The organism is Cupriavidus sp. D384, assembly GCF_001652915.1.
GTDB lineage: Bacteria > Pseudomonadota > Gammaproteobacteria > Burkholderiales > Burkholderiaceae > Cupriavidus.
This window is the reverse complement of the sequence record NZ_BBQI01000029.1, coordinates 28,145-49,374: the sequence shown is the minus strand read 5'-3', so window position 1 is coordinate 49,374 and position 21,230 is coordinate 28,145. Positions and strand designations below refer to the sequence as shown.

The window sequence follows — 21,230 nt, the reverse complement described above, 5'->3', positions numbered from 1 at the left end:
GCATCAGTTCCGGCCAGCGTGCGGCATTCATTGAAGGCCTCCCTTGCGATATTTGAGATTCCACTCGTCGTCGCGCACGCCTTGGAACACATCTGGGTCATCGGCGGTGTGCGTTCGGTCAACGCTGTTGCGGCCATTGGCGTTGCCGTCCGCGATCATTAACTTGACCCGGTCACCGGGCAGGAAGATAGACCAGGCGCCCCCAGTCTGGGTGCCGTCATACTGCGGGATGCTTACGTTCTCGGCCTTGTACCAATAGCCCGGGGTCTTGCCGTCTTTCACCTTCTCTACCAGCCAGCGCACCGTGACGCGCAGCTCGGGTTGCCATTGGCGCGGATAGGTCAGGCAGCAGGATTCCTTGCCTCCACCGGAGGGGCCTTTGCCCGGTTCGGCCGGCATGACATTCGGCCCGCCGCCGCGAACTGGGTCAGGCCCTTCGATATTGATCCTGTGGATGTAATAAGGCGTGTAGTTGAGTGCCATGACGCCGCCGCTGAGGTATTTGGACGGCCGCTCGTAACCGCGTCCCACACCAGTACAACCGGCCAGTGTCACTGCCAGGCCAGTCAATATGGCAGGCACGACGCCAAATCGCCGTTTCATGAAAAAAGAGGACAGTGGACGATTGCCCATGGATGCGGTTCCAGCGAAGGTCAAGGGCCCGCGCATTCCATCCAACCATCGAGCGCGGGGTAGCGCGCAAAAGCTAGCCCGGCGAAAACCAGATTCCTATGGGAGGATTCCTAAACTCGCCAATCTTTGACAAAAGTCGACGTTCTCGACGCTGACGATTGGGGTATCTGTCCGCACAACAGGATATCGGCGCTCGACAAACCAAGCGTGGGGCCGACTCGATTGCACGGTACGGGAAGGCCGAGTTTCCGGCGGCTTCGGCTTGGAACTTTCGTGGTCCCAAGCCGGGACAAGGGTCCTAGCCGCCAATACTCCCCGAATTCTGAAGCGACCCCATGAACAGCGGGACGCTGGCATCGACCTGCTCGGCAATGAAGTTCGCCACGGCACGCACGTGGGCCGCTTTCCAGTGGTCTTCGTGTACATGCATATGGAAGGTGCGGGTCACCTCCACCTGATCCGGCAGCACCGCCACCAGCTGCGGAAACGCCGCCGCGACATAGGCCGGGATGATGCACAGGCACTGCCCCGCCAGCGTGGCATGTACCTGGGTGAGCAGGTTCGTGCTGCGCACGCGGGCGTGGTAGTCCACGCCGGTCGCCCCCGCAAAGCTCAGTTCGGGCGAGAACAGGTGTTCCTCCACGTAACCGACGAACGGATGTGCCAGCAGGTCCTGCTTTGTATGGATCTTCGCCGCGCGCTTCAGGTACGACCGGGCGGCGTAGACGTACATCCGGTAGTCGGTCAGGCGGCGTGACGCCACGCGCAGGTGATCGGCACCGGAAAGGCCGATGGCGATGTCCGCTTCGCGCCGGGTCAGGCTGAACAGTCGCGCGGCGGCAAAGATTTCCACCTCCAGCCGTGGATGCTGGGCCGTCAGCGTATGAATGCGCGGCGCCAGGAACATGCTGCCGAAGCCGTCCGGCGCACCCACCCGCACAATGCCGGCGATATCCTGCTCGCCCGCCGCAGCCGCCTTTGACGCCAGCAGCGCACTCTCGATGGCCTCCGCCGTGGCGAGCAGCCGTTCGCCGGCAGCCGTCAGCGCGTAGCCGACGTGACTCTTGTGGAACAGCCGCGTATTCAGCACCCGCTCCAGCGCCTGGATGTGTCGCGCCACCGTCGTGTGCTCGGTGCCGAGCTGCGCGGCCGCCGCCGACAGCGTGCCGCCGCGCGCCACGGCCAGGAAGTATCGATAGTCGTCCCAGTTGTCTCCGGCCCGGCCGGATGTCCTTGTGGTGCCGCCCGTGCTCATGCGGCAGCCTCCGGCGGCAGGGTAGTCGCGCGAGCGCTGCGAAGTGCGCGATGCTGGCGGCGATAGGCGCCTGGGCCTACCCCGAAGTGCTGGGTGAACACCCGGCCGAATGCGGCCTGCGATGCATAGCCGCACTGCTCGGCCACTGCCGCCGCGGACAGTCCGTCCCGACGCAGCAGCCGCGCGGCCCGCTCCATGCGCAACGTGGTCACCAGTTCCAGCGGCGTGATACCAAGCTGGGCGAAGCGCCGGGCCAGCGTGGCCCGCGACACATTGCAGACCTCGGCCAGGCTGTCCACCGTCCAGGGCCGTTCGGGATGCCGGACCACCGCGTCCACGGCGCGTGCCATGCGCGCGTCGGCCATCAGCGCCATCACGCCGTGCGACACCGCCCCCTGCGCAATCAGCGTTCGCAGCAGCACCGTGAACAGCGCTGTCGACAGGTCGGCGATGATCGCCGCACTGCCCGGCCCCGGCGCGTCGGCCTCCACATGCATCATGCCGATCAGGCCGCGCAGCCAGCCCAGCCCGGCGTCGCCGTTGCCACCAATCTCACCGGTCCCACCCGTCTTGACGCACAGCATCTCGGGCAGCGCGCGCAGCAGCACATCGGCTGCGCTGCCGAGCACAAACGTGCCGCAGAGGATATCGAGAGGTTCGGCCGCGCCCGGCACCGTGACCTCGGTCACCACGCCGTTGAAGCGGCGCGATTCCGGGCCGGCTTCCTGCCGGACGCCCGCCACGCGGGTTTTGCTGCCGCCATGCACGCCCGACAGCGTGTGCGCCGCCCCGTGCGGGAACAACAACACATCGCCGGCCGCCACGCGCAGCGGCTCGGTGCCCATCGACACATCGGCCTGCCCATCCAGGATGGCGTGATACGGCACGTGCCCCGGCGCCGCCTGCGCATTGTGGGCCGACCACGCCCCCGCCACCCGGCAATGCAGGTCGACCGTGCCCGACGGCGCCAGCAGGCGCACCAGTTCGCTAAGGCTGTCCATGGCTATATGCGGGGGCGTGAGACGATCAAGCAAAAAGTTGAGTGGATTCTAATCCATCCGGATCGCAGCCGCACCTACCATTGAGTCCAAGGCAGCGCAGCAACCCGGCCGGAAGCAAGGCCGGGGCGGCGCCCGAAACCTGACACGCAACCCAATCACCACCGCAACCCAAGGAGCCACACCATGACCACTCGCCTGCACACCATCGCCGCCCAGGACGCCACGGGCCAGACCGCCGAGCTGTTCGGCGCCATCCGCAAGGCCGTCGGCAAGGTGCCGAACGCCTACGCCACCGTTGGCAGCAATGCGCCGGCCGTGCTGGCCCAGGCGCTGCAGACCAACGCCGTGCTGAAGCAAGGCAGCCTGTCGGCCAAGGAACTGGAAGCGATCAACCTGTCTGTCAGCGAGCACAGCGGTTGCGATTACTGTCTGGCCGCCCATACGCTGACAGCAACGAAGATGGCCGGTTTCAGCGTGGAACAGACGCAGCAGTTGCGCCGGGGCAGCTTCCCGGAAGACGCGAAGATCGACGCGCTGACGCGCTTTGCCGTGGAACTGGTGGGCACCAGCGGTACCGTGCCGGCCGCCAGCGTCGAGGCCGTACGCGCCGCGGGCTACAGCGACGCGCAGATCGTGGAAGCCATCCAGGCCATCAGTGCGATCCTGTTCACCAACATGATCAACCGCGTCAACGACACCACGCTGGACTTCCCGGCCGTGGTCTGACGCGGCCATGCACTGAAGGGACGGCGGCGCCTAGTGCCAGGCGCTGCCCACCTGGAGGTAGAACGCGTTCTGGTTCTTGCTGTGGGCCACGTCGATCCCCATCGACAGGCCCAGCTTGCGCGCGATCATGTAGCGGAAGCCGCCGCCGACGCTGACGACGGTGGAGGCGTCCGAGAAGTCGTTCCAGCGGCCATAGGCCTTGCCGGTGCCCGAAAACGCCAGCACCGACCAGCGCGGCGTCACGTCCCAGCGTAATTCGACCTCGGCCACCAGCGCATTGCGGTCCTGGTAGCGGCCCTTCTGCACGCCGCGCAGGTCCACGTACGGCTGCGCGTAGAACGGCACATCTCCCGACGAGAATTTCGTATCGGCCCGCAGACCCAGGATCCACGTGCGCGCCAGCGGCAGCCAGGTGAAGCCGCGCGCGTTGAACATGTTGAAGTCCTGCGTACTGCCCAGGCCGCCACGCGCGAACTGGGCCTCGAATTCCGCGTAGCTGCCCTTGTTGGGAAAGAAGATGTTGTCGCGCGAATCGTAGTCGATGACCAGGCCGCCCTTGCCGATGCGCTGGCTCTTGTCGATCGGACCCAGTTCGTTGGCCGAAGCGCCAAACTTGAAGCTGGCCGTGGTATCCGCATAGACGTAGCGCGGCCCGATATACCAATGGGAATCGGCCACGCGGAACAGCAGTTGCTGCACAATTGCAAAGCCATCGAGCGAGTAGGCCCGCGGCTGGTTCTGCAAGCCGAAGTATTCAAGGTTGGCGTTGACCTTTCCGATCGCGCCAAGATAGCGGATGCGGTCGCCGCCCCATGTGTGGAAGTGCGCGGCGCCAGCCGCCCAGGTGCCGTTTTCGGTATATGCGCCACCAACGACGGTGATGTTCGGTGGCGCCGGCCCCTTGCCCGACGCCCTTGCCTCCTCCGCGGCTTCGGCCATCGACTGCGAGAAGAACGCCAGCGCCAGCCCGAAGCCATAGCCCACCGCCGGCTCGGTGATGATGGTCGGCACAGGCAGCGCGCCCTTGTGGTGGAGCAGGAAATCGCTCATGTCGAACATCCCGTCCTCGGGATCGAACATCGACAGCTTCGGTTTGGATGCGGCGGCCTTGTCAGCCGGGGCCGGGGCTGGCGATGACGCCACACCTCCCGGCGGATCGGGCTCGGCGCGCACCGGTGCCGGCGCGCCGGCTAGCCACGCCGATGCCATCACCGCGAGCACTGCGCAGGCGCGTTTCATTTGCCGAAGGTCATGTTGAGACCGGCGAATATCGTCCATTGCGGAACCCCGCTGCCGTCATGCAGCACCGAATACTGCGGTTCGACAAACGCGTTGAGAATGGTGTGACCCTCTTTCCACGCCTTGCCTGCACCCAGGCCAATCGGCACGTAGTACGTGCCGCGCTGCAGATCGAAAGTCCAGGTGCCGGTGGACCGCACATACCACCCGTGCGGCAGGTTGAAGATCATGAACGGCTGGGCCGTCAGCGACTGCACGTCCGGGCGGCTGCTCTGCCCGGCAAACGAATGCTGCCACTGCACCAGCATGCCCAGCAGCCGCGCCGGGGTCGGGTCCACCACCACGGCGGCCACCCCGGCCTGCCACTTGCCCGTGCCCAGGCTGGGGTCGGTGGCGGTCGGCATCGTCAGCAATGGCCCGGCGCCAATCTGCATCCCTTCGCTACGCAACAGGAAGATATCAAACAGGTTGATATCGCCCAGGCCGGTTTCGTACGATCCATCGCCCTTCGGGCGCGTACTGACCGGTACGGTGCCGCGAAATATCTGCGGCACGCCGATCAGGCTGCCCGGCGCCACGGGAATGGTCGGCCGCAATAGCAGGTCGTTGGTGTGGGCATTGCTGCCGTACAGGCGCGGCGAATAGAAATTCTGGATATTGAACGACGGCGCCAGATTCAGCGGGTTGTTGCTCTTGTTAGCCAGTTCGGCGCTCGATTGCGCGCTGGCGGTACCGGACAAGGCGCCAGACGCAAGGCAGAGACTCCCGAGGAAAAACCGGCCTACGAACTTCCGTAGGCATTTCGGCGCGGATTTTCTTCCAAATGGCACTCGCATCGAGTGGACTCCGGAGGCAACGTTCGACATGGGCTGATGTGGCATATCAAGCCCCTGCCGGGCAATGTACCGGAGCGTCCCGTCAGATGCGCGTCGCGCCGTGATGAACTTTCTTGTATCCCGCCTTAAGTACTTTCGGGAAACTGGCCCGCAATATTGCAGCTGCACCATTACCGGCATCACACATTGCCATAATGTCGAGTCACTCTATAACCCGTACGGGGGATTATTCAATTCCCCCAAACTGCATCGCCGAAAATCTCGACGATGCAGTTTCGCGCATTCCATTTCGTCTAATTCGAGACACAATAAAATTGAATTCCCATATCGCAGCGATTTTGCCAGACTACGATCCGGCGAATGCCTGCCAGCCAGCATTCGCCAGAGGCGTGGATCGGTTGCTGACCGATCAACTTTCGATCAGTGCAACGCAAAAGGAAACCGTCGTGAAGCACTACACACCTGACAATTTCCAGCTGACGCAAAGCATTGGCTTCCACCTGAACAAGGCCCGCAACAGCCTGCTGATGGAAATGGACTCGGCACTGCGTCCGCTGGACATCAACGGCCAGCAAATGGGCATCCTGCTTTCGCTCAACCGGGGGATGGCCAGCACGCCATTCGAGATCAGCAAACTGCTTGGCATCGATAGCGGCCTGATGACCCGCATGCTCGACAAACTCGAGGAGAAAGGCCTGCTCGAACGGAGTCGCAGCATCGACGACCGGCGCGTGGTGAATTTGACCCTGACGCCGAAAGGCAGGAGTATCGCCTCTGAAATTCCGACTATTGCACCGGAAGTATTGAATCAACGGCTGCAGGGATTTTCCGTTGAGGAATTCGATGAATTCCGCCGACTTCTGCAGAAATTCGTCACTGGCGGCTGAATAACGGTATCGATGGCGGCCGCCCGGTGCGCCTGGCTCAAGTGTCCGCCCGCAATGACAGCACCGCACGCTGCGCCTGGTCAATGGCGGCGGTAACGGACGGGCTTCCGGCCACATCGGCCCCGGCAATGCGGATATTGCCGATGCCCAGCCCTGCCTGCTCCAGCGCCGCCTGCAGACCCGCATCGTCGGGTACCAGCGAGGACGGCATATAGCTGTACCCGTGAGCCCAGCGATTGACCGTGATGCCCCGGATATCCCGCTCGGCGCGGAAACTGCCTGGCGCCAGCATGCGATCCAGTTGTGCGCGTATGTCGCGCTCAAGCACGTCGAACGGTGTGCCCAGCAGGAACGCCCGCCCCGCACGGAAGCGCTCGCGCGCCTGCATGCCGCTATCCGGCACCGTGGGTACATACAGCATGTGCAGCACTACCGGATCGTCGGGCCCTCCGGCGGCAGGCTCCAGCCAGAGATCGGAATAGGCCATTGTCGGCGCATGGATGCGCCATGCCTTCAAGGTGTCGAAGGCCCGCCAGTTGTCCAGCGCCACCTTCGTGTAGACCAGCGGCGCCTTGACATCGGAACGCAGCGCCGTTTTTGCCGCTGCCGGAAGGGTCGGCACGATGAACGGCACCATCATGCCGTATCCGGCGACGATCACGTGCTGCGCCTCCACACGCTGCAGGTTTCCCTGCCAGCCGTAGGTGACACGCGTGATGCGCACATCGGGCTCGACCGAAATGGCGGTGCTGTTCAGCCGGATGCGCACACTGCTGCCGTCCTGGTCAAGCTTGCCATAGTCGATACGGGCGTCTCCGACAGCCTTGGCACCCGCCGGCAGCACCGGGGGCACCAGCTGCGCCACCAGCGCCCGGGCCAGCGTGGCGTTGCCGTCCGCAAACCATTGGCGCGATCCCGGCGACTTGCCCAGCCTGCCGTCCACGACGGGATCGGGCATGCCCGCCCCAGCCGGCAGCCCGATGGCAATGGCCTGCGCAACCGATATCCCGTCGGCATCCAGCGCATATGCATCCTGGCTGCGGCTGCGCAGGAAGCGCAGGCCAGCCAGCCCGACGCCCGCCTTGTCGCGCAGGAACGCCGCGTATCGCGTGGATTGCAGATAGATGCGCCGGGTCTCGGCCGGCATGCCGGCAAGGAAGTCGGTCGCGCCTTGCGCCAGCCGGAGCAGCGCATCGCGGTCGGCAGCCGGTAATGGCGCTTTCGCCAGAAATCCGCGCAATGTGTCGGCGGCTTCGGTCGACACCACCGCGCCGCGCACGCGTGTATCGACAACGGCGGCATACGGATCGCCGGCCAGCCACTGATCGCGGCCGAAATGACCGGCATCGAAGAACACGGCGCGCCCCAGGCCTCGCCGTTCATAATCTTCGCCCGGCAAGGCACGCGCCTGCGCGGTAGGCGCCAGCCCCAGCCCAGCCAGCAAGGTTCGCACGGCGGCATTGTCGTTAGCCGAGGGCGGCATGTCTGCGCTGCCGCCGTAGGTGACCAGCCTGCGGCCACGCACGGTGAACTCGTTGCGCTTGGCATGGCCGCCGAAATCGTCATGATTGTCGAGGATCAGGATACGCCGCGACGCGCCAAACCTGCGCTGATAGAACCACGCCGCCGCCAGCCCGCTGATGCCGCCGCCCACCACCACCAGGTCATACGCCTCCCGCGCCAGCACGCCGGGATACGTGGCGCCTTCGCGCGCCAGGCTGTGCGCCAGCGTATAGGTGCCGGCATGATTGCCGCGCAGCCCCGTCAACGCGGGCGGGTAGCTGCCCGTGGCCGAACCGGGGGCCGCCAGCAACCGGCCCGGCGCCAGCCCCGCCGCCACGGTCAGCGCAGTGCCGTTCAGGAAGTCTCTGCGGGTAATGGTCATGGCGTCATGGAGTCTCTGGGGCGCGCACGCCCATCGCGCGGCGGCGCTCGGCCACGGCATCGGGGGACACGGGCGCGGCGCGGTTGCCCCAGCTGCCCCGGATAAACGTCAGGAGATTGGCCAGTTCCTGATCGTCCAGGGTCCAGCCATAGCCGGGCATGTGGTAGTCGGTTGGCGCCGTATCGACGCGCGCCGTCACGGCTCCGTCGAGCAGCAGGTTGACCAGCGATGCCGGATTGGGGTCCACAACGGTCGGGTTGCCGGCCAGCGGCGGAAACACCCGCGCAAAGCCCTTGCCGGTGCTCTGGTGGCAAGGCATGCAGAACGTGGCGTACTGGCGCGCGCCCGGTGTGTCGAAGCGGCCCTGCTCCAGTTGCCTGGCGGCCGATGCGTCGTAGCGGAACGGCTGCGTTTCGCCCCGCACGCCGGCAATCGACTTCAGATAGGTGGCTACCGCGTCGAGATCGGTGGCGCTCATGTATTGCGTGGAAGTGGCGATGACGGTGGACATGGGGCCGAACGACGTGGCATGCGCATTGCGGCCCGTGTGCAGGTACTCCACCAGATCCGCTTTCGACCAGGCCCCCAGGCCGGTCAAGGCATCACCGGTGAGATTGGTGGCCGACCAGCCCTCGACCATCGCACCGGACAGGAAATGGCGGCTGCGTTCGTCGATGCCCTTCTCGCCGTACAGCACGCCGCGCGGCGTATGGCAGGCGCCGCAATGGGCCACGGCCTGGACGATATAGGCGCCGCGTTGCCACGTGTCGCCCTGCTTCGCGTCGGCCCGCACCGGATCGCCACGCAGGTTCAGCCAGTTCCACGGCACCAGCAGCCAGCGCATGCTGTAGGGCCACTGCAGTCCGGTTTCGCGATTCGCCTGGCGCACGGGCTTTACTTCGCTGCGCAGCCACGCATAGAGCGCCGCCACGTCGTCGCGCGTCATCTTCGCGTATGACGTGTACGGCATGGCCGGATACAGCCGCTTGCCGTCGCGCGCCTGCCCATGGCGCACGGCCCGGTCGAAATCGTCCAGCGAATAGCGCCCCAGCCCGGTCTCGGCATCGGGCGTGATATTGGTCGAGTACACCGTGCCGACGCCGGTCTGCAATGGCAGGCCGCCAGCCATGGGGGCGCCGCCTTCGGCCGTGTGACATGCCACGCAATTGGCGATGCGGGCCAGGTAGCGCCCGCGCGCAACCTGATCGGCGGAGGCTGCCGGGGCTGGCCCAGCGCCCGGCGCGGCGCCGGCCGTCGATGCCAGCGTCATCGCCAGCAGCCAGTATCGGAACATCTTCAGTCCACGCATGGGGATCACAGACAGGTTGGCCTCAGGACGCGCGCCGGCGGCGCGTCCACCATTCCACGCCACCAAACGCCCCCTGCACCAGCAGCGCCAGCAGCGCGGCGGGAATGGCGCCAGCCAGCAGCAGCGTCGAATCATTGAGCGCAAGGCCGGTGACGATGCGCTCGCCGTAGCCGCCGGCCCCCACGAAGGCGGCAATCGTCGCCGTGCCGACGCTGATGATGGCAGCGGTCTTCACCCCGGCCAGCACCACCGGCATGGCGAGTGGAATCTCCACGTAGCGCAGCACCTGCATGGGCCGGAAACCGAGCGCGCGCGCCGCATCGCGCATGCCCTGCGAGATTTCCTGAAGACCCGTGCAGGCATTGCGCACGATCGGCAGCAGCGCATACAGGAACAGCGCGATCATCGCCGGCCAGACGCCAATACGGCCCAGCAGCGGAATCAGCATCGCCAGCAGCGCCAGCGACGGCACCGTCTGCAGCATGCCCACCAGCGCCAGCAGCACCTGCCCAAGCCGGCGACGCCGTGCCGCCACGATGCCCAGCGGCACCCCCACCAGCGTGGCCGCGCCCACCGCGCCGCCCACCAGTGCCAGATGGCGCACCGTCAGACGCCAGGTATCCGCGCCAGCCAGCACGCCGAACAGGCGCCGGCCGCCGCCGCCAGCCTGCGCACTGCCTGCACTGGCCGCACTGGCACCCTTGACCGGACGCCCCGACAGAAACCGCCGCGCGATGGCCGCGAACGATTCCCCGCCGATCTCTGCCGCAGCGTTCATGTCGATCATGTCCGCCACGGTGATGCGCCCCGCCAGTTGCCCCAGCGCCTGCCAGGCGGCCGGAAAGCGTTGTGGCACGTCCAGCCGGTAGACGACCACGGCCTCATAGCCCGGAAACACGTGGAGGTTGTCTTCCAGCACGCGCAGGTGAAACCTGTGGATCTTGGCGTCGGTCGAGTAGATGTCGGTGCCGTCGATCTGGCCGTCGCGCAGGGCCTCGTAGGCGATGCCGTGATCGATGCCAACCGGCTTCTGCGGCAGGCCATAGGCCCGCACCAGCGCCGGCCAGCCGTCGGCGCGGCCCATGAATTCGTGGGACAACCCGAGCCGGAGGCCGGGCTGGCGCGCCAGGTCAGCCAGCGTACGCAGGCTGCCCGCGCGGGCATCGGATACCGCGATGGCGTAGGTATTCTCGAAACCAAGGGGAATCGCCGCGCCCAGCCCCATTGGCGCCAGCGCAGCGTTGATCTGCGCCAGCGTGGCGTGGCCGGGCAGCTTCAGGATTTCGCTGGCGAGCGTGCCGGTGTAGTCGGGATAGGCATCGATGTTGCCGGCCTTGAGCGCCTCGAACACGATGGCCGTATTGCCCAGTCCTGGCAGGTGACGCGCCCCGGCATGGGGCGCCGCGGCCTGCGTCAGGATTTCGCCAAGGATGTACGACTCGGTGAAGCGCTTGGACCCAATGCGCAGGGCGTCCGGCTGGGCAGCATGGGCGGCCGGACCGAGCAGGCAGGCAAGCGAAAACCAGACGACGAGCAGCCGGGGCATGGGGGACAAGCCGGAGTCTCCGGGTGAGTTGTCCCGACATCATAAAGCCATACGAGCGCCATACAAGATGGGCTGTACGAAGCCTGCCCCCAGACGTTGGCACCGCCCCAGCCAGGCTATGCTCCCGCTCCCGCCCAGGGGAAAGGAAAGCTAGGAAGCCTGCGGCGGATCGGGACTCACGTGGACAGCCAGCCAGACCGTCGGCTGCGCCGCATCGGTCCAGGCCACCCGATGACGGCAATGGGCGGGCAGCTGGAGCCAGTCTCCGGCGCCCAGCATATGGCTCGTGCCATCGTCGATTTCCACGCTGGCGCTGCCGCTGATGACCAGCACCCACTCGTCGTCGGCGCTGTCGTACCAGAAATCAGCCGGGCTGGCCTGGCCGTTGGAGACGATCCGCTCGATCCGGACCCGGCCCGTGGCCTGCCAGGACAGCAGGTCCGTGAAGACCTCGCCGTCGGCGTGGACCGGGACGTCGTGCAGCAGATTGCCCTGGATGGCGCGCATGTCGATGGCCTCTTCCGACGCGTTGGATCAGTCGCCCGGGCCGCCGGGCGCGATGACTTCGCGCGTGCCGTTGCGGCCCATCGGCGACACCAGCCCGGCCGCCTCCATCTGCTCGATCAGGCGCGCCGCCCGGTTGTAGCCGATGCGCAGCTGCCGCTGCACGGCGGAAATCGATGCCCGGCGCGACGTCAGCACGAATTGCGCGGCCTCGTCGTAGAGCGGATCGGCCTCGCCATCGCCCCCGCCTTCGCCGAACAGGTCGGCAGCGCCTTCGGGTGCGTCGCCGGCGAGGATGGCTTCGTCATAGTCCGGCTCGCCGAACTGCTTCCAGTGCTCCACCACGCGGTGCACTTCCTCGTCGGCCACGAACGCGCCATGCACGCGCTGCGGATAGCCGGTGCCCGGCGGCAGGAACAGCATGTCGCCCTGCCCCAGCAGGCTTTCGGCGCCCATCTGGTCCAGGATCGTGCGCGAATCGATCTTGGAAGAGACCTGGAACGCCACGCGCGTCGGGATATTGGCCTTGATGAGACCGGTGATCACGTCCACCGACGGCCGCTGCGTGGCCAGGATCAGGTGGATACCGGCCGCACGCGCCTTCTGCGCCAGGCGGGCGATCAGTTCCTCGATCTTCTTGCCCGCCACCATCATCAGGTCGGCCAGTTCGTCGATCACCACCACGATCAGCGGCAGCGTGGACAGCGGCTCCGGTGCGTCGGGCGTCAGCGAGAACGGATTCGGCACCTTCTGTTCGGCCGCTTCGGCCGCGCGGATCTTCTGGTTGTAGCCGGCCAGGTTGCGCACGCCCAGCGCCGACATCAGCCGGTAGCGCTTTTCCATCTCGCCCACGCACCAGTTCAGCGCGTGCGCGGCCTGCTTCATATCGGTCACCACCGGCGCCAGCAGGTGCGGAATGCCCTCGTAGACCGACAGCTCCAGCATCTTCGGGTCGATCATGATCATGCGCACGTCTTCCGGCGTGGCCTTGTACAGCATCGACAGGATCATGGCATTGACCGCCACCGACTTGCCCGAGCCGGTCGTGCCAGCCACCAGCAGGTGCGGCGCGCGGGCCAGGTCGGTCACCACCGGGTTGCCCGTGATGTCCTTGCCCATCGCCAGCACCAGCTTCGACGCGTGGGCATCGAACGCGCTGCCGCTGACGATCTCCGACAATCGGATCATCTGCCGCTTGGCATTGGGCAGTTCCAGCCCCATGCAGGTCTTGCCCGGAATGGTTTCGACCACGCGGATCGATGTCACGCCCAGCGCGCGCGCCAGATCCTTCATCAGCCCGACCACCTGCGCGCCGCGCACGCCCACGGCCGGGTCGACCTCGAAACGGGTGATGACCGGACCCGCGCTGGCACCCACCACGGACACCGGCACCTTGAACTCGGCCAGCCGCTGCGCGATCAGTTCGCTGGTCTGCTGCAGGCGTTCCTCGGAAATCTGTTCGGCACTCTCGCCACTCTCGGCTGCGGCTTCGAGCAGATCCGTACCGGGCAGGCGGTAATCAACGACCACGCGGGGGACCGGCGGCGTCGGAAGTGGCGCAGGCGCCACCGAAAATGAAGGCTGAGCGGTAGCGGGCTGCACCGGGGCAAGCGGCACGGTGTTGCCCACCACGGCCTGCAGCACGATGCGCGGCTTTGGCGTGGGCTGGACGAAGACGTTCGCATCCTCCACCGGCGCCGGGTCTTCCGCCGTCACGGCCTCGGAGGGCTCCGCCCCTTCCGTTGCCTGGACGGGTTCGGTGGCATCGATGGGGTCTTGCGGATCCGCTGCCGTATGTGCTGCCGTAACCTCTGCTGCCGTAACCTGTGCTGCAACGGTTTCGCGTTCTGCTTCGGCGGCCCGTTCGATGTCAGCTTCGGCCTCGGCCTCCGAAATCGACGCGGCGACGGCAGCTTCGATGGCCTCCGAGGCCGACTGCACCGGGGCTGCTGGCGCTTCGGGTTGCGGCTCGATGGTCCCGATGGACTCGACCGGTGCGATGGCGTCGACAGGCTCGGCAGGCTCGATAGACTCGATGGGCGGTTCGGCGGCGAGCAACGCTGCAGCAGGTTCCACCGCCGTTTCTGCGGTCTGATCCCACGCCACCGCCTCCACGGCAGCCATCGGCTCGACCGTCTCCTGAATCGGCGCCGTTTCCACCGTTGCTGCCAGCGGTTCGGCTTCCGCCTGCACCGGAACGTCGGACGCCTCGCTTGGCTTGCCGGCCAGCGCGCGCAGTTCGGCCAGCAGCGTCATCGCTTCATCGCGAATCGACGCCAGCGTGACTGGCTCGCCGGCTTGCGCCGGTGCCGCATCGTCGGCCACATCGGCAGCCGCCGCGATCATGGCGATATCGGCCGCGATCTCGGTGGCACGCGACACGGCTTGCGTATCGGCCAACGATTCCGCCAGCGCATCGGCCAGGACCGGCGCTTCGGCAACCGCCACATCCGAGTCGGCGGACGCCGCCACAACTGCAGCGGCGCTGGCCGCCGCAGCGGGCTTTGCCATGGCTTCGGGCAGCGTCGTGATCGCCGAGCGCAAGCCAAGCTGCGGATTGCGGAACGGGCTGCTGACCACGGTGGCCTGGGGCGCAGCGGGCCTGCTTTCCGGCTTCGGTTGCAGTTTCGGTTGAGGTTGAGGTTGCGGCTGCGGCTGCGGTTTGGGCTGAGTCTGCTGCTGCGCTTTCTGCTGAGACGCCAGCGGCGTGGCCGTCTCGGGCCTCGATGCCGCGCGGGCCGAAGCGGCCACCGGCTCGGTCTTCACAGCGCCGGGAGCCCCAGCCTGATGCAGCCAGATCTCGCCCGGTTGCGGGGGCGACTCACGCGTGCGCGGCGGCGGTTGCCAGGCCGGCTGGCGGCGGGCGGATACCGCTTCGATGCCCTTGTGGCGCGGCGCCTGCCGGTTCTGGCCCGGCATCGACGTCGTTTCCCAGCGGTCGACGGATTCGCGCGACGCCGCCTGCGAGGACGCGGTCTCGGCGCGCGCATCGTTGCGGAACTCGGAGCGGAAATCCGTGCGGAAGTCGGAGCGCGAATCCACGCGTGACTCCTGGCGCGACTCGGTGCGCGACTCCTGGCGCGCGGGCGACGGGGCCGGTGCCTCGTCGGCATCCATGCGCGGCCGGCGCAACAGGAACAGGCTGCGCCAGGTTTCGCCGAACACCATCGGTGCGGCCAGGCCCAGCACGGCCAGCATCATCAGCAGCGCGCCGGTCCAGCCAAGCATGCCGGACACCATGCCGGCCAGCGCATGCCCCACGGCACCACCGGCCGTGGCGCCTTCGCCGCCAGTCAGCGCTTCCAGCGTGGCACTGGCGCCCAGCACCAGCACCGTACCCATCCATATACGCAGCGAGCCACGGCCGAACAGGCGGCGATCGCCGGCAAGCACACGGCCCACCGTTCGCCAGACAAGCGGCAACAGCCAGAAGGTCGACAATCCGAACCAGCCCAGACCCATTTTTGATATGACACGTTCAAAACCACGGGCAGCGATTGTAGCGGGTCTGGCTGGGCGGGACCGACCCGGCGCGGAAAAACTTACGACTTTGGCACGCCTTATTGACTCGGCGCCCCGATGCCGGCCCGGAACGGGTACCGGGCGAAGATCTGCCCCACCACCTGTTCGATCATCAGCTGGCTGGTCTGCCGCTCCGGCTCGCTGGCATCGCCCTGGGCCACCCCTTCCCACACGAGCTGGTTCTTCCTGGCGTCGACCAGGTCGATGTTCAGCGTGCCTTCGGTATAGGTGTAGGTGTCACTGTAGAAGCCATAGCCGGGCCACGGCGCATAGAGCCCGCCCCGATAGGCGTAGTAGCCCATGTAGCCCGGCGGCGGCATCGGCGCCGGGCTGCTGACCACCTTCTGCTGGAACTGCATGTTGAAGTTGACCATCAGGTCGGGCTGGCGCGGCGCGTATTCATAACCGCGCGCGGTCATCTCCTTGTGGACGGCGTCCTTCAGATATTGCGTCGTCAGGCTTTCATACCCCTGGCGGTCAGTGCCCAGGCGCGGCAGGAAGGCAAAGGTGCGGTATTGGGAAAAGTCGGTGCTGTGGTTGTAGTCGGTACGGATGTCGGGCCCGGTGGCGCAGCCCGCCAGCGCGGCCGCCAGCACCGCACCGACGGCTGCCGGTACGCGAGTCATCATCAGGCCAGCCATGGCGGTCTCCCTGGTTCCGGGTTGTCAGTTGCCGTTGTCAGTCGCCGTACCCGTACGTCCCTAATTCCATTTGCCGTCGATACCGCCCACGCTGAACCGCCCCGCCCCCAGCAGGGCCACCGCCAGCGCCGCGGCCAGGTACATCGCCTGGAGTTCCAGCGCCCAGCCCCCTGTGGGGGCCATCTCGCCGAGCTGCTTCGTATGCACCAGCCCGAACGCGAACAGCATGTTGACGACCACGATCAGCCCGGCCAGGCGCGACCAGAGGCCAATGATCAGCAGGATGGGCGCAACGATCTCGCCGATATAGACACCATAGGCCAGCGCGGCAGGCAGGCCTGCCTGCGTCACCACCTGCGTGACAAAGCCAGGGCCCGCCATCAGCTTCGAAATGCCATGCAACAGGATCAGCACGCCCAGCACGATGCGGAGAATGGCCTTGCCTAGGTCCTGTGTTCCTTGCGTACGACTCATCGCGTTGGCTCCTTGCGGTTTGATGCAGGCGCATGTGACCTGCACAACTACCTTAGATCGTGCCAGCGTGAAGGTAAAGGCGCAGCGTCGCGGCGCATGCGCCGGTTTCGTATCAGTCGGCGTCGGGCTTCCGGGTACTGGATCGCGACGGCGGCTCGGTGGGCGGCGCAGCATGCATGGGCACGCCGGGCATCGTCATCATGCCCACTTTGCGCGCATGCTCCGGCAGGACTTCGGCCAGGAAATCGAGAAAGCGGCGCAACGCCGGCGTAACGCCCTGCCGGGACGGAAACACCGCGTGCAACACGCCCATCGGCAGATCCCACTGGGGCAGCACCACTTCCAGGTCGCCACGCTCGATATCGTCGCGGCAATACATGCGCGGCAGCATGGCGACGCCCACGCCGGCAATGGCGGCCTCGCGCAAGATCGCGAATTCGTCCGACACCAGGCGCGGATCGTAGCCGATATTGACGGGCTCGCCGGCCTTGTCGAACAGCGTCCAGACATGGCGGCCCTCGTGCGGCTTCTGCCCTACCCCCGGCATGCCTTCCAGGGCCTGCGGCGTGCGCGGCCGGCCGATGCTGTCCAGTAGCGCGGGGCTGGCTACCAGCTTCAGGTCGCTCTTGCCAAAGGTGCGCACGGCCAGGCTGGAATCGTCCAGCACATTGCGCACGCGCAGGGCCAGGTCATAACCCTCGCCAATCACGTCGACGCGGCGGTTGGTGGCATCGATTTCCAGCTGGATACCCGGATTGGCGCGCATGAAATGGCCGATATTCGGCGCCAGCAGTATCTGCACGATCGCCACCGGACAACTGATCCGCAGGCATCCGCCCGGCTGTTCGCGCGACTGCTCGATCACTTCGCGTGCCGCTTCGGCGGCCTGGAGCATGTCGCGACAATGGGCGTAATACGACTCTCCAAGCGGCGTCACGCGCACCTGACGCGTGGTCCGGCGCAGCAGTTGCACCCCCAGGTCGCGCTCCAGCTGGGCGATTCGCCGCGACAGGCGCGACTTCGGCACCCCGCTGGCACGGCTGGCTGCCGAAAAGCTGCCGTGCTGCACCACCTGGGCAAACAGCGACAAATCGTTGAGATCCTGCATGGTCAGCGCTCCGTTGCATCCATAGAACAATCATTTGCATTTTGCCTCACTACCGGCATCAATGGCCAGCCTATATCTTTCAGCCATCCCAACCGAACTTAGTGGAGCCAGACAATGAACATCCTGCAGATCGATTCGAGCGTACTGGGCGACAACTCCGTCTCGCGCAACCTGACCGCCAGCATCGTGGCTGACCTGGTCGCCAAGAACCCCAGCGCCAAGGTCACCGTGCGCGACCTGGACCGCGAAGCCCCGGCCCACCTCGGCAACCACCTGCTGCCCGTGCTGGGCGGCCCGAAGGACGGCCTGAATGCCGCCCAGCAGGCCGAACTGGACATCACCGAGGCATACCTGGCCGAATTCCTGGCCGCCGACGTGCTCGTGATTGGCGCGCCGCAGTACAACTTCGGCATCCCGAGCCAGCTCAAGGCCTGGATCGACCGCATCGCACAAGCCGGCCGCACGTTCCGCTATACCGAGAACGGCCCGGAAGGCCTGGCGAAGGGCAAGAAAGCCATCGTGGTGTCGTCGCGTGGCGGCGTGCGCCAGGACGGCGCGGCGCTGGATCTGCATGAAGTGACCGTCGACGTGGTGCTGCGCTTCCTGGGCATCACCGATATCTCGTTCGTCCGTGCCCACGGCCTGGCAATGGGCGCGGAAGCCCGCGAAGCCGGCCTGACCACGGCCAAGACCGAGATCGCCGCGCTGAACGACGCCCTGCGCGCCGCCGCCTGAACCGGCAGTCGAACTGGTTTTCGACTGGAGCCGTAACCCCGCCTCCGTGAAGTACCGGCGCTGAACCCTTGGCGCCGGTTGCTGCCTGAGACAGGTATCCCCACCCGGGGTACCTGTCTTTTTTTGTTTTTTTTGCCTGTACTGTTGACCGGCCCCGGCCCCTGTAGGCGTTGGCCTACAAGGATCGCGGAAGGCACCCGGCTCGCCCCCCGGCGCGGATGGGTCTATGATGATTCGACCGTCTGGACAACCTGCCAGACCCCTGCGTCCGCCGCCATCCGGGAGCCTGCATGACCGCCGCCGCCTCAGCCCTGCTGCCTGCCACCGCCAGTCATCCGCCGCACGAACCCGCCCTGTTGAGCCAGTATCGCCATGTCCGCGCGGCCACCGAGGCACTGGTCGCTGACCTGTCCGATGCCGACGCCACCGTGCAGTCGATGGACGATGCCAGCCCCGCCAAGTGGCATCTGGCCCATACCACGTGGTTCTTCGAGGAATTCGTGCTCGGCGCGCGCATCCCCGACTATGAGCCGGTGGATCCGCAGTATCGGTACCTGTTCAATTCCTATTACGAAGCGGTCGGCGCACGCCATCCCCGGCCGCGGCGCGGGCTGCTGACCCGGCCGTCGCTGGACGAGGTGCTGGCCTATCGCGAGGCAGTGGACGACAGCATGCTGACACTGCTGATGTCCGCCCAGACCGACGACGAAGCCGCGCTGATCACGCTGGGCCTGCATCACGAACAGCAGCACCAGGAACTGCTGTTGACTGACATCCTGCACCTGTTCGCCCAGAATCCGCTGCGCCCGGCCTACGTGCCGGCGATGACGGTGCCGGTGGTGGCCGACCCGCGCCCCGCGCCCGATTGGATCGCCATGCCCGGTGGCATCGTCACCATCGGCCATGGCGACGACGGCTTTGCCTTCGACTGTGAAACGCCGCGCCATCAGGTGCTGCTGCAACCGTATGCGCTGTGCTCGCACCCGGTAAACAACCGCCAGTGGTTCGAGTTCATCGAGGATGGTGGTTACCAGACCGCCGGACTGTGGCTGTCCGATGGCTGGCGCTGGGTCTGTGACAATCGCATCGAGGCGCCGCTGTACTGGGAGGACCGCGAAGGTACCTGGTGGCACATGACGCTGCGCGGCATGCAGCCCGTGGACCCGGAAAGCCCGGTCACCCATGTGAGTTTCTTCGAAGCCGACGCGTTCGCGCGCTGGGCCGAGCGTCGCCTGCCGACCGAGGCGGAATGGGAACACGCAGCCCGCAACCTGCCGGCGACCGGCAATTTCATCGAAGGCCGCACGCTGCGGCCGCTGCCAGACCGGCAGAACACGTCGGGCGCGCTGCGGCAGATGTTCGGCGATGTCTGGGAATGGACGGCCAGCGCCTTCCTGCCCTACCCGGGCTTCCGGCCAAGCGCCGGCGCGGTGGGCGAATACAACGGCAAGTTCATGAGCAGCCAGATGGTGCTGCGCGGCGGGTCGTGCGTCACGCCCGAATCCCATATCCGCGCCACGTACCGCAACTTCTTCTATCCGCACCAGCGCTGGCAGTTCACCGGCGTACGGCTGGCCGATGACGTCTGAGGGCTGGCGGGGCCTTGGCCGGCCAGCCCCTCAAATTCAATCGATTTCGCGGCCGTTGGTGCCGTGCGGCGCGTCGTTCAACGCGTAGCTCGTGCTTCGTCCGCCACCAGGCGACTTGCGCAGCGCACCGCGCTCCACCAGGTCGTTGATGTCGCGCAGCGCCGTATCTGCGGAGCATTTGGCAATGGCCGCCCACTTGCTGCTGGTGAGCTTGCCTTCGAAGCCGTCCAGCAGCCGGTTCAAGACCTTGACCTGCCGGGCGTTGAGTGCCTGCATGCCCCAATGGCGCCAGAATCGCGCCTTGCCCAGTACGTCGTCGAGCGTGGCGTGGGCCTGTTGCACCGCGCGCAGCAGCGTATCGAAGAACCATGCCAGCCATGGCGTGACATCCATGGAATTCTTCTGCGTCCGTTCGAGGATGTCGTAATAGGCATTGCGCTCGCGCTGGATCTGGGCTGACAGGCTGTAGAAGCGCTGCGAACTGCCATCGGCGCGGGCCAGCATCAGATCGCCTATCGCACGCGCGATACGTCCATTGCCGTCGTCGAACGGGTGCAGCGTCACGAACCACAAATGCGCCAATCCCGCCCGGATCAGCGGCGGCTCGGCAGGTGTGGCATTGACCCAATCAAGGAATCGTCCTGTCTCCGCCGGCAGGCGCCCGGCCGGCGGCGCTTCGAAGTGGACGCGTTGCCGGTGAAGCGGCCCCGAGACGACCTGCATCGGGCCCGCCGCGTCGTCTCGCCATTGGGCAACGTTGATCGACGACAGGCCCGAGTAGCCCGTAGGGAACAGGGCTGCGTGCCAGCCAAACAGGCGCGCCTGGGTAACCGGGGCCTGGCTGTTGGCGGTGGCATCGAGCACCAGTTCGACGATGCCCTCGACGTGGCGGTCCACCGGCGCCAGCGCGCCGATGTCGACGCCAAGCCTTCGCGCGATCGACGAGCGAACCGAATGCACGCTGAGATGCTCGCCCTCGATTTCACTCGTCTTGACCACGTCATCGGTCAGCGCGGCAAGGCAGACCTGGTCGCGCTGACCCATGCCGAGATCGGACAGCCGTCCCAGCAGCAGGCCCTGCGCGTGGCTCACTTCAGCCAAAGGCGTCGCCAACGCACTGAGGTCGTATCGCCAAGCGGGCCAGTCGGGCGCCTGCCAGATGTAGGTGTATTCGCCGCGATTCATGCGGAGATTATGGCGGCTATTCACCGCAAGGACAATCCAATCTCCGTAAAATTTGCGGTGAATAGCCGTTCTATTCACCGCAAGTGCCTTATAAAAGATAATTTTTCGGTTCGTTCACACCACTTGCCGTGCTGGACCCCTACGGATGAGCGTGG

General features: G+C 66.2%; 18 protein-coding genes. 4 read left to right on the top strand and 14 right to left on the bottom strand.

The features are described from left to right. Positions 1 to 27: 27 nt before the first annotated feature. The 3 genes from A9J21_RS30865 to A9J21_RS10950 all read right to left on the bottom strand — a co-directional run bounded on the left by A9J21_RS30865 (position 28) and on the right by A9J21_RS10950 (position 2,889). Complete coding sequence (locus A9J21_RS30865; protein WP_231906880.1) at positions 28 to 633, bottom strand: DUF3304 domain-containing protein; 606 nt, start codon at positions 631 to 633, stop codon at positions 28 to 30. Between the two features lie 298 nt (positions 634 to 931). After that, positions 932 to 1,888, bottom strand: a complete 957-nt coding sequence (locus A9J21_RS10955; RefSeq protein WP_066735403.1) for a LysR family transcriptional regulator — start codon at positions 1,886 to 1,888, stop codon at positions 932 to 934. Next, entirely contained in the window at positions 1,885 to 2,889 is a 1,005-nt protein-coding gene (locus A9J21_RS10950) for an AraC family transcriptional regulator (protein ID WP_066735401.1), read from the bottom strand. Before A9J21_RS10950 ends, A9J21_RS10955 begins: the two co-directional genes overlap by 4 nt. Before the next feature lie 183 nt (positions 2,890 to 3,072). Between A9J21_RS10950 and A9J21_RS10945 the strand changes: the two genes are divergently transcribed. Then, complete coding sequence (locus A9J21_RS10945; protein ID WP_066735393.1) at positions 3,073 to 3,615, top strand: carboxymuconolactone decarboxylase family protein; 543 nt, start codon at positions 3,073 to 3,075, stop codon at positions 3,613 to 3,615. 30 nt (positions 3,616 to 3,645) lie between these two features. Here A9J21_RS10945 and A9J21_RS10940 read toward each other — a convergent pair whose 3' ends face one another. Together A9J21_RS10940 and A9J21_RS10935 are read right to left on the bottom strand one after the other, a co-directional pair. Then, positions 3,646 to 4,695 carry a BamA/TamA family outer membrane protein gene (locus tag A9J21_RS10940; protein ID WP_404851367.1) on the bottom strand — a complete coding sequence of 350 codons (1,050 nt, stop codon included), beginning with the start codon at positions 4,693 to 4,695 and terminating at the stop codon, positions 3,646 to 3,648. Between the two features lie 155 nt (positions 4,696 to 4,850). Then, positions 4,851 to 5,594, bottom strand: a complete 744-nt coding sequence (locus A9J21_RS10935; protein WP_066735390.1) for a hypothetical protein — start codon at positions 5,592 to 5,594, stop codon at positions 4,851 to 4,853. Positions 5,595 to 6,136: 542 nt separating this feature from the next. On the opposite strand from A9J21_RS10935, the gene A9J21_RS10930 reads away from it, so the two are divergent. Beyond that, a complete protein-coding gene (locus A9J21_RS10930) occupies positions 6,137 to 6,577 on the top strand; it encodes a MarR family winged helix-turn-helix transcriptional regulator (protein WP_066735427.1) in 441 nt (146 codons plus the stop codon). Between the two features lie 37 nt (positions 6,578 to 6,614). On the opposite strand, the gene A9J21_RS10925 is transcribed toward A9J21_RS10930, so the two are convergent. The 8 genes from A9J21_RS10925 to A9J21_RS10890 form a co-directional block, all read right to left on the bottom strand. Beyond that, positions 6,615 to 8,462 carry an NAD(P)/FAD-dependent oxidoreductase gene (locus A9J21_RS10925; RefSeq protein WP_066735388.1) on the bottom strand — a complete coding sequence of 616 codons (1,848 nt, stop codon included), beginning with the start codon at positions 8,460 to 8,462 and terminating at the stop codon, positions 6,615 to 6,617. A 4-nt stretch (positions 8,463 to 8,466) separates the two neighbouring features. After that, positions 8,467 to 9,771 (bottom strand): cytochrome c, encoded by a 1,305-nt coding sequence (locus tag A9J21_RS10920; RefSeq protein WP_156545786.1) that lies wholly within the window; start codon positions 9,769 to 9,771, stop codon positions 8,467 to 8,469. Positions 9,772 to 9,793: 22 nt separating this feature from the next. After that, a complete protein-coding gene (locus A9J21_RS10915) occupies positions 9,794 to 11,317 on the bottom strand; it encodes a glycine betaine ABC transporter substrate-binding protein (protein WP_066735386.1) in 1,524 nt (507 codons plus the stop codon). A 150-nt stretch (positions 11,318 to 11,467) separates the two neighbouring features. After that, entirely contained in the window at positions 11,468 to 11,824 is a 357-nt protein-coding gene (locus tag A9J21_RS10910; RefSeq protein WP_066735382.1) for a cupin domain-containing protein, read from the bottom strand. Positions 11,825 to 11,851: 27 nt separating this feature from the next. Further along, on the bottom strand, positions 11,852 to 15,283 hold the full coding sequence (locus tag A9J21_RS10905; RefSeq protein WP_066735376.1) for a DNA translocase FtsK: 3,432 nt from the start codon (positions 15,281 to 15,283) through the stop codon (positions 11,852 to 11,854). Positions 15,284 to 15,381: 98 nt separating this feature from the next. Continuing rightward, positions 15,382 to 15,984: a DUF4136 domain-containing protein gene (locus tag A9J21_RS10900; protein WP_066735374.1), complete on the bottom strand. Its 603-nt coding sequence runs from the start codon at positions 15,982 to 15,984 to the stop codon at positions 15,382 to 15,384. Positions 15,985 to 16,044: 60 nt separating this feature from the next. Beyond that, on the bottom strand, positions 16,045 to 16,458 hold the full coding sequence (locus tag A9J21_RS10895) for a DoxX family protein (protein WP_066735372.1): 414 nt from the start codon (positions 16,456 to 16,458) through the stop codon (positions 16,045 to 16,047). A 112-nt stretch (positions 16,459 to 16,570) separates the two neighbouring features. Beyond that, positions 16,571 to 17,566, bottom strand: a complete 996-nt coding sequence (locus A9J21_RS10890; RefSeq protein WP_066735412.1) for a LysR substrate-binding domain-containing protein — start codon at positions 17,564 to 17,566, stop codon at positions 16,571 to 16,573. A gap of 114 nt (positions 17,567 to 17,680) precedes the next feature. On the opposite strand from A9J21_RS10890, the gene A9J21_RS10885 reads away from it, so the two are divergent. After that, positions 17,681 to 18,301, top strand: coding sequence for an FMN-dependent NADH-azoreductase (locus A9J21_RS10885; protein ID WP_066735370.1), 621 nt, complete (start codon positions 17,681 to 17,683; stop codon positions 18,299 to 18,301). Between the two features lie 290 nt (positions 18,302 to 18,591). After that, positions 18,592 to 19,890, top strand: coding sequence for an ergothioneine biosynthesis protein EgtB (gene egtB / locus A9J21_RS10880; RefSeq protein WP_066735368.1), 1,299 nt, complete (start codon positions 18,592 to 18,594; stop codon positions 19,888 to 19,890). A 36-nt stretch (positions 19,891 to 19,926) separates the two neighbouring features. Here the strand turns inward: egtB and A9J21_RS10875 are convergent, their stop codons facing one another. After that, the gene (locus A9J21_RS10875; protein ID WP_066735365.1) at positions 19,927 to 21,075 is read right to left on the bottom strand and encodes a Fic family protein; all 1,149 of its coding nucleotides are present in this window, start codon (positions 21,073 to 21,075) and stop codon (positions 19,927 to 19,929) included. Positions 21,076 to 21,230: the final 155 nt, after the last annotated feature.

Coding starts and splice junctions, on each gene's coding strand:
- A9J21_RS10900 (WP_066735374.1), bottom strand. CDS start 15,984: ATGGCTGGCCTGATGATGACTCGCGTACCGGCAGCCGTCGGTGCGGTG.
- egtB (WP_066735368.1), top strand. CDS start 18,592: ATGACCGCCGCCGCCTCAGCCCTGCTGCCTGCCACCGCCAGTCATCCG.
- A9J21_RS10890 (WP_066735412.1), bottom strand. CDS start 17,566: ATGCAGGATCTCAACGATTTGTCGCTGTTTGCCCAGGTGGTGCAGCAC.
- A9J21_RS10950 (WP_066735401.1), bottom strand. CDS start 2,889: ATGGACAGCCTTAGCGAACTGGTGCGCCTGCTGGCGCCGTCGGGCACG.
- A9J21_RS10905 (WP_066735376.1), bottom strand. CDS start 15,283: ATGGGTCTGGGCTGGTTCGGATTGTCGACCTTCTGGCTGTTGCCGCTT.
- A9J21_RS30865 (WP_231906880.1), bottom strand. CDS start 633: ATGGGCAATCGTCCACTGTCCTCTTTTTTCATGAAACGGCGATTTGGC.
- A9J21_RS10885 (WP_066735370.1), top strand. CDS start 17,681: ATGAACATCCTGCAGATCGATTCGAGCGTACTGGGCGACAACTCCGTC.
- A9J21_RS10940 (WP_404851367.1), bottom strand. CDS start 4,695: ATGTTCGATCCCGAGGACGGGATGTTCGACATGAGCGATTTCCTGCTC.
- A9J21_RS10895 (WP_066735372.1), bottom strand. CDS start 16,458: ATGAGTCGTACGCAAGGAACACAGGACCTAGGCAAGGCCATTCTCCGC.
- A9J21_RS10920 (WP_156545786.1), bottom strand. CDS start 9,771: ATGCGTGGACTGAAGATGTTCCGATACTGGCTGCTGGCGATGACGCTG.
- A9J21_RS10945 (WP_066735393.1), top strand. CDS start 3,073: ATGACCACTCGCCTGCACACCATCGCCGCCCAGGACGCCACGGGCCAG.
- A9J21_RS10875 (WP_066735365.1), bottom strand. CDS start 21,075: ATGAATCGCGGCGAATACACCTACATCTGGCAGGCGCCCGACTGGCCC.
- A9J21_RS10915 (WP_066735386.1), bottom strand. CDS start 11,317: ATGCCCCGGCTGCTCGTCGTCTGGTTTTCGCTTGCCTGCCTGCTCGGT.
- A9J21_RS10910 (WP_066735382.1), bottom strand. CDS start 11,824: ATGCGCGCCATCCAGGGCAATCTGCTGCACGACGTCCCGGTCCACGCC.
- A9J21_RS10955 (WP_066735403.1), bottom strand. CDS start 1,888: ATGAGCACGGGCGGCACCACAAGGACATCCGGCCGGGCCGGAGACAAC.
- A9J21_RS10925 (WP_066735388.1), bottom strand. CDS start 8,462: ATGACCATTACCCGCAGAGACTTCCTGAACGGCACTGCGCTGACCGTG.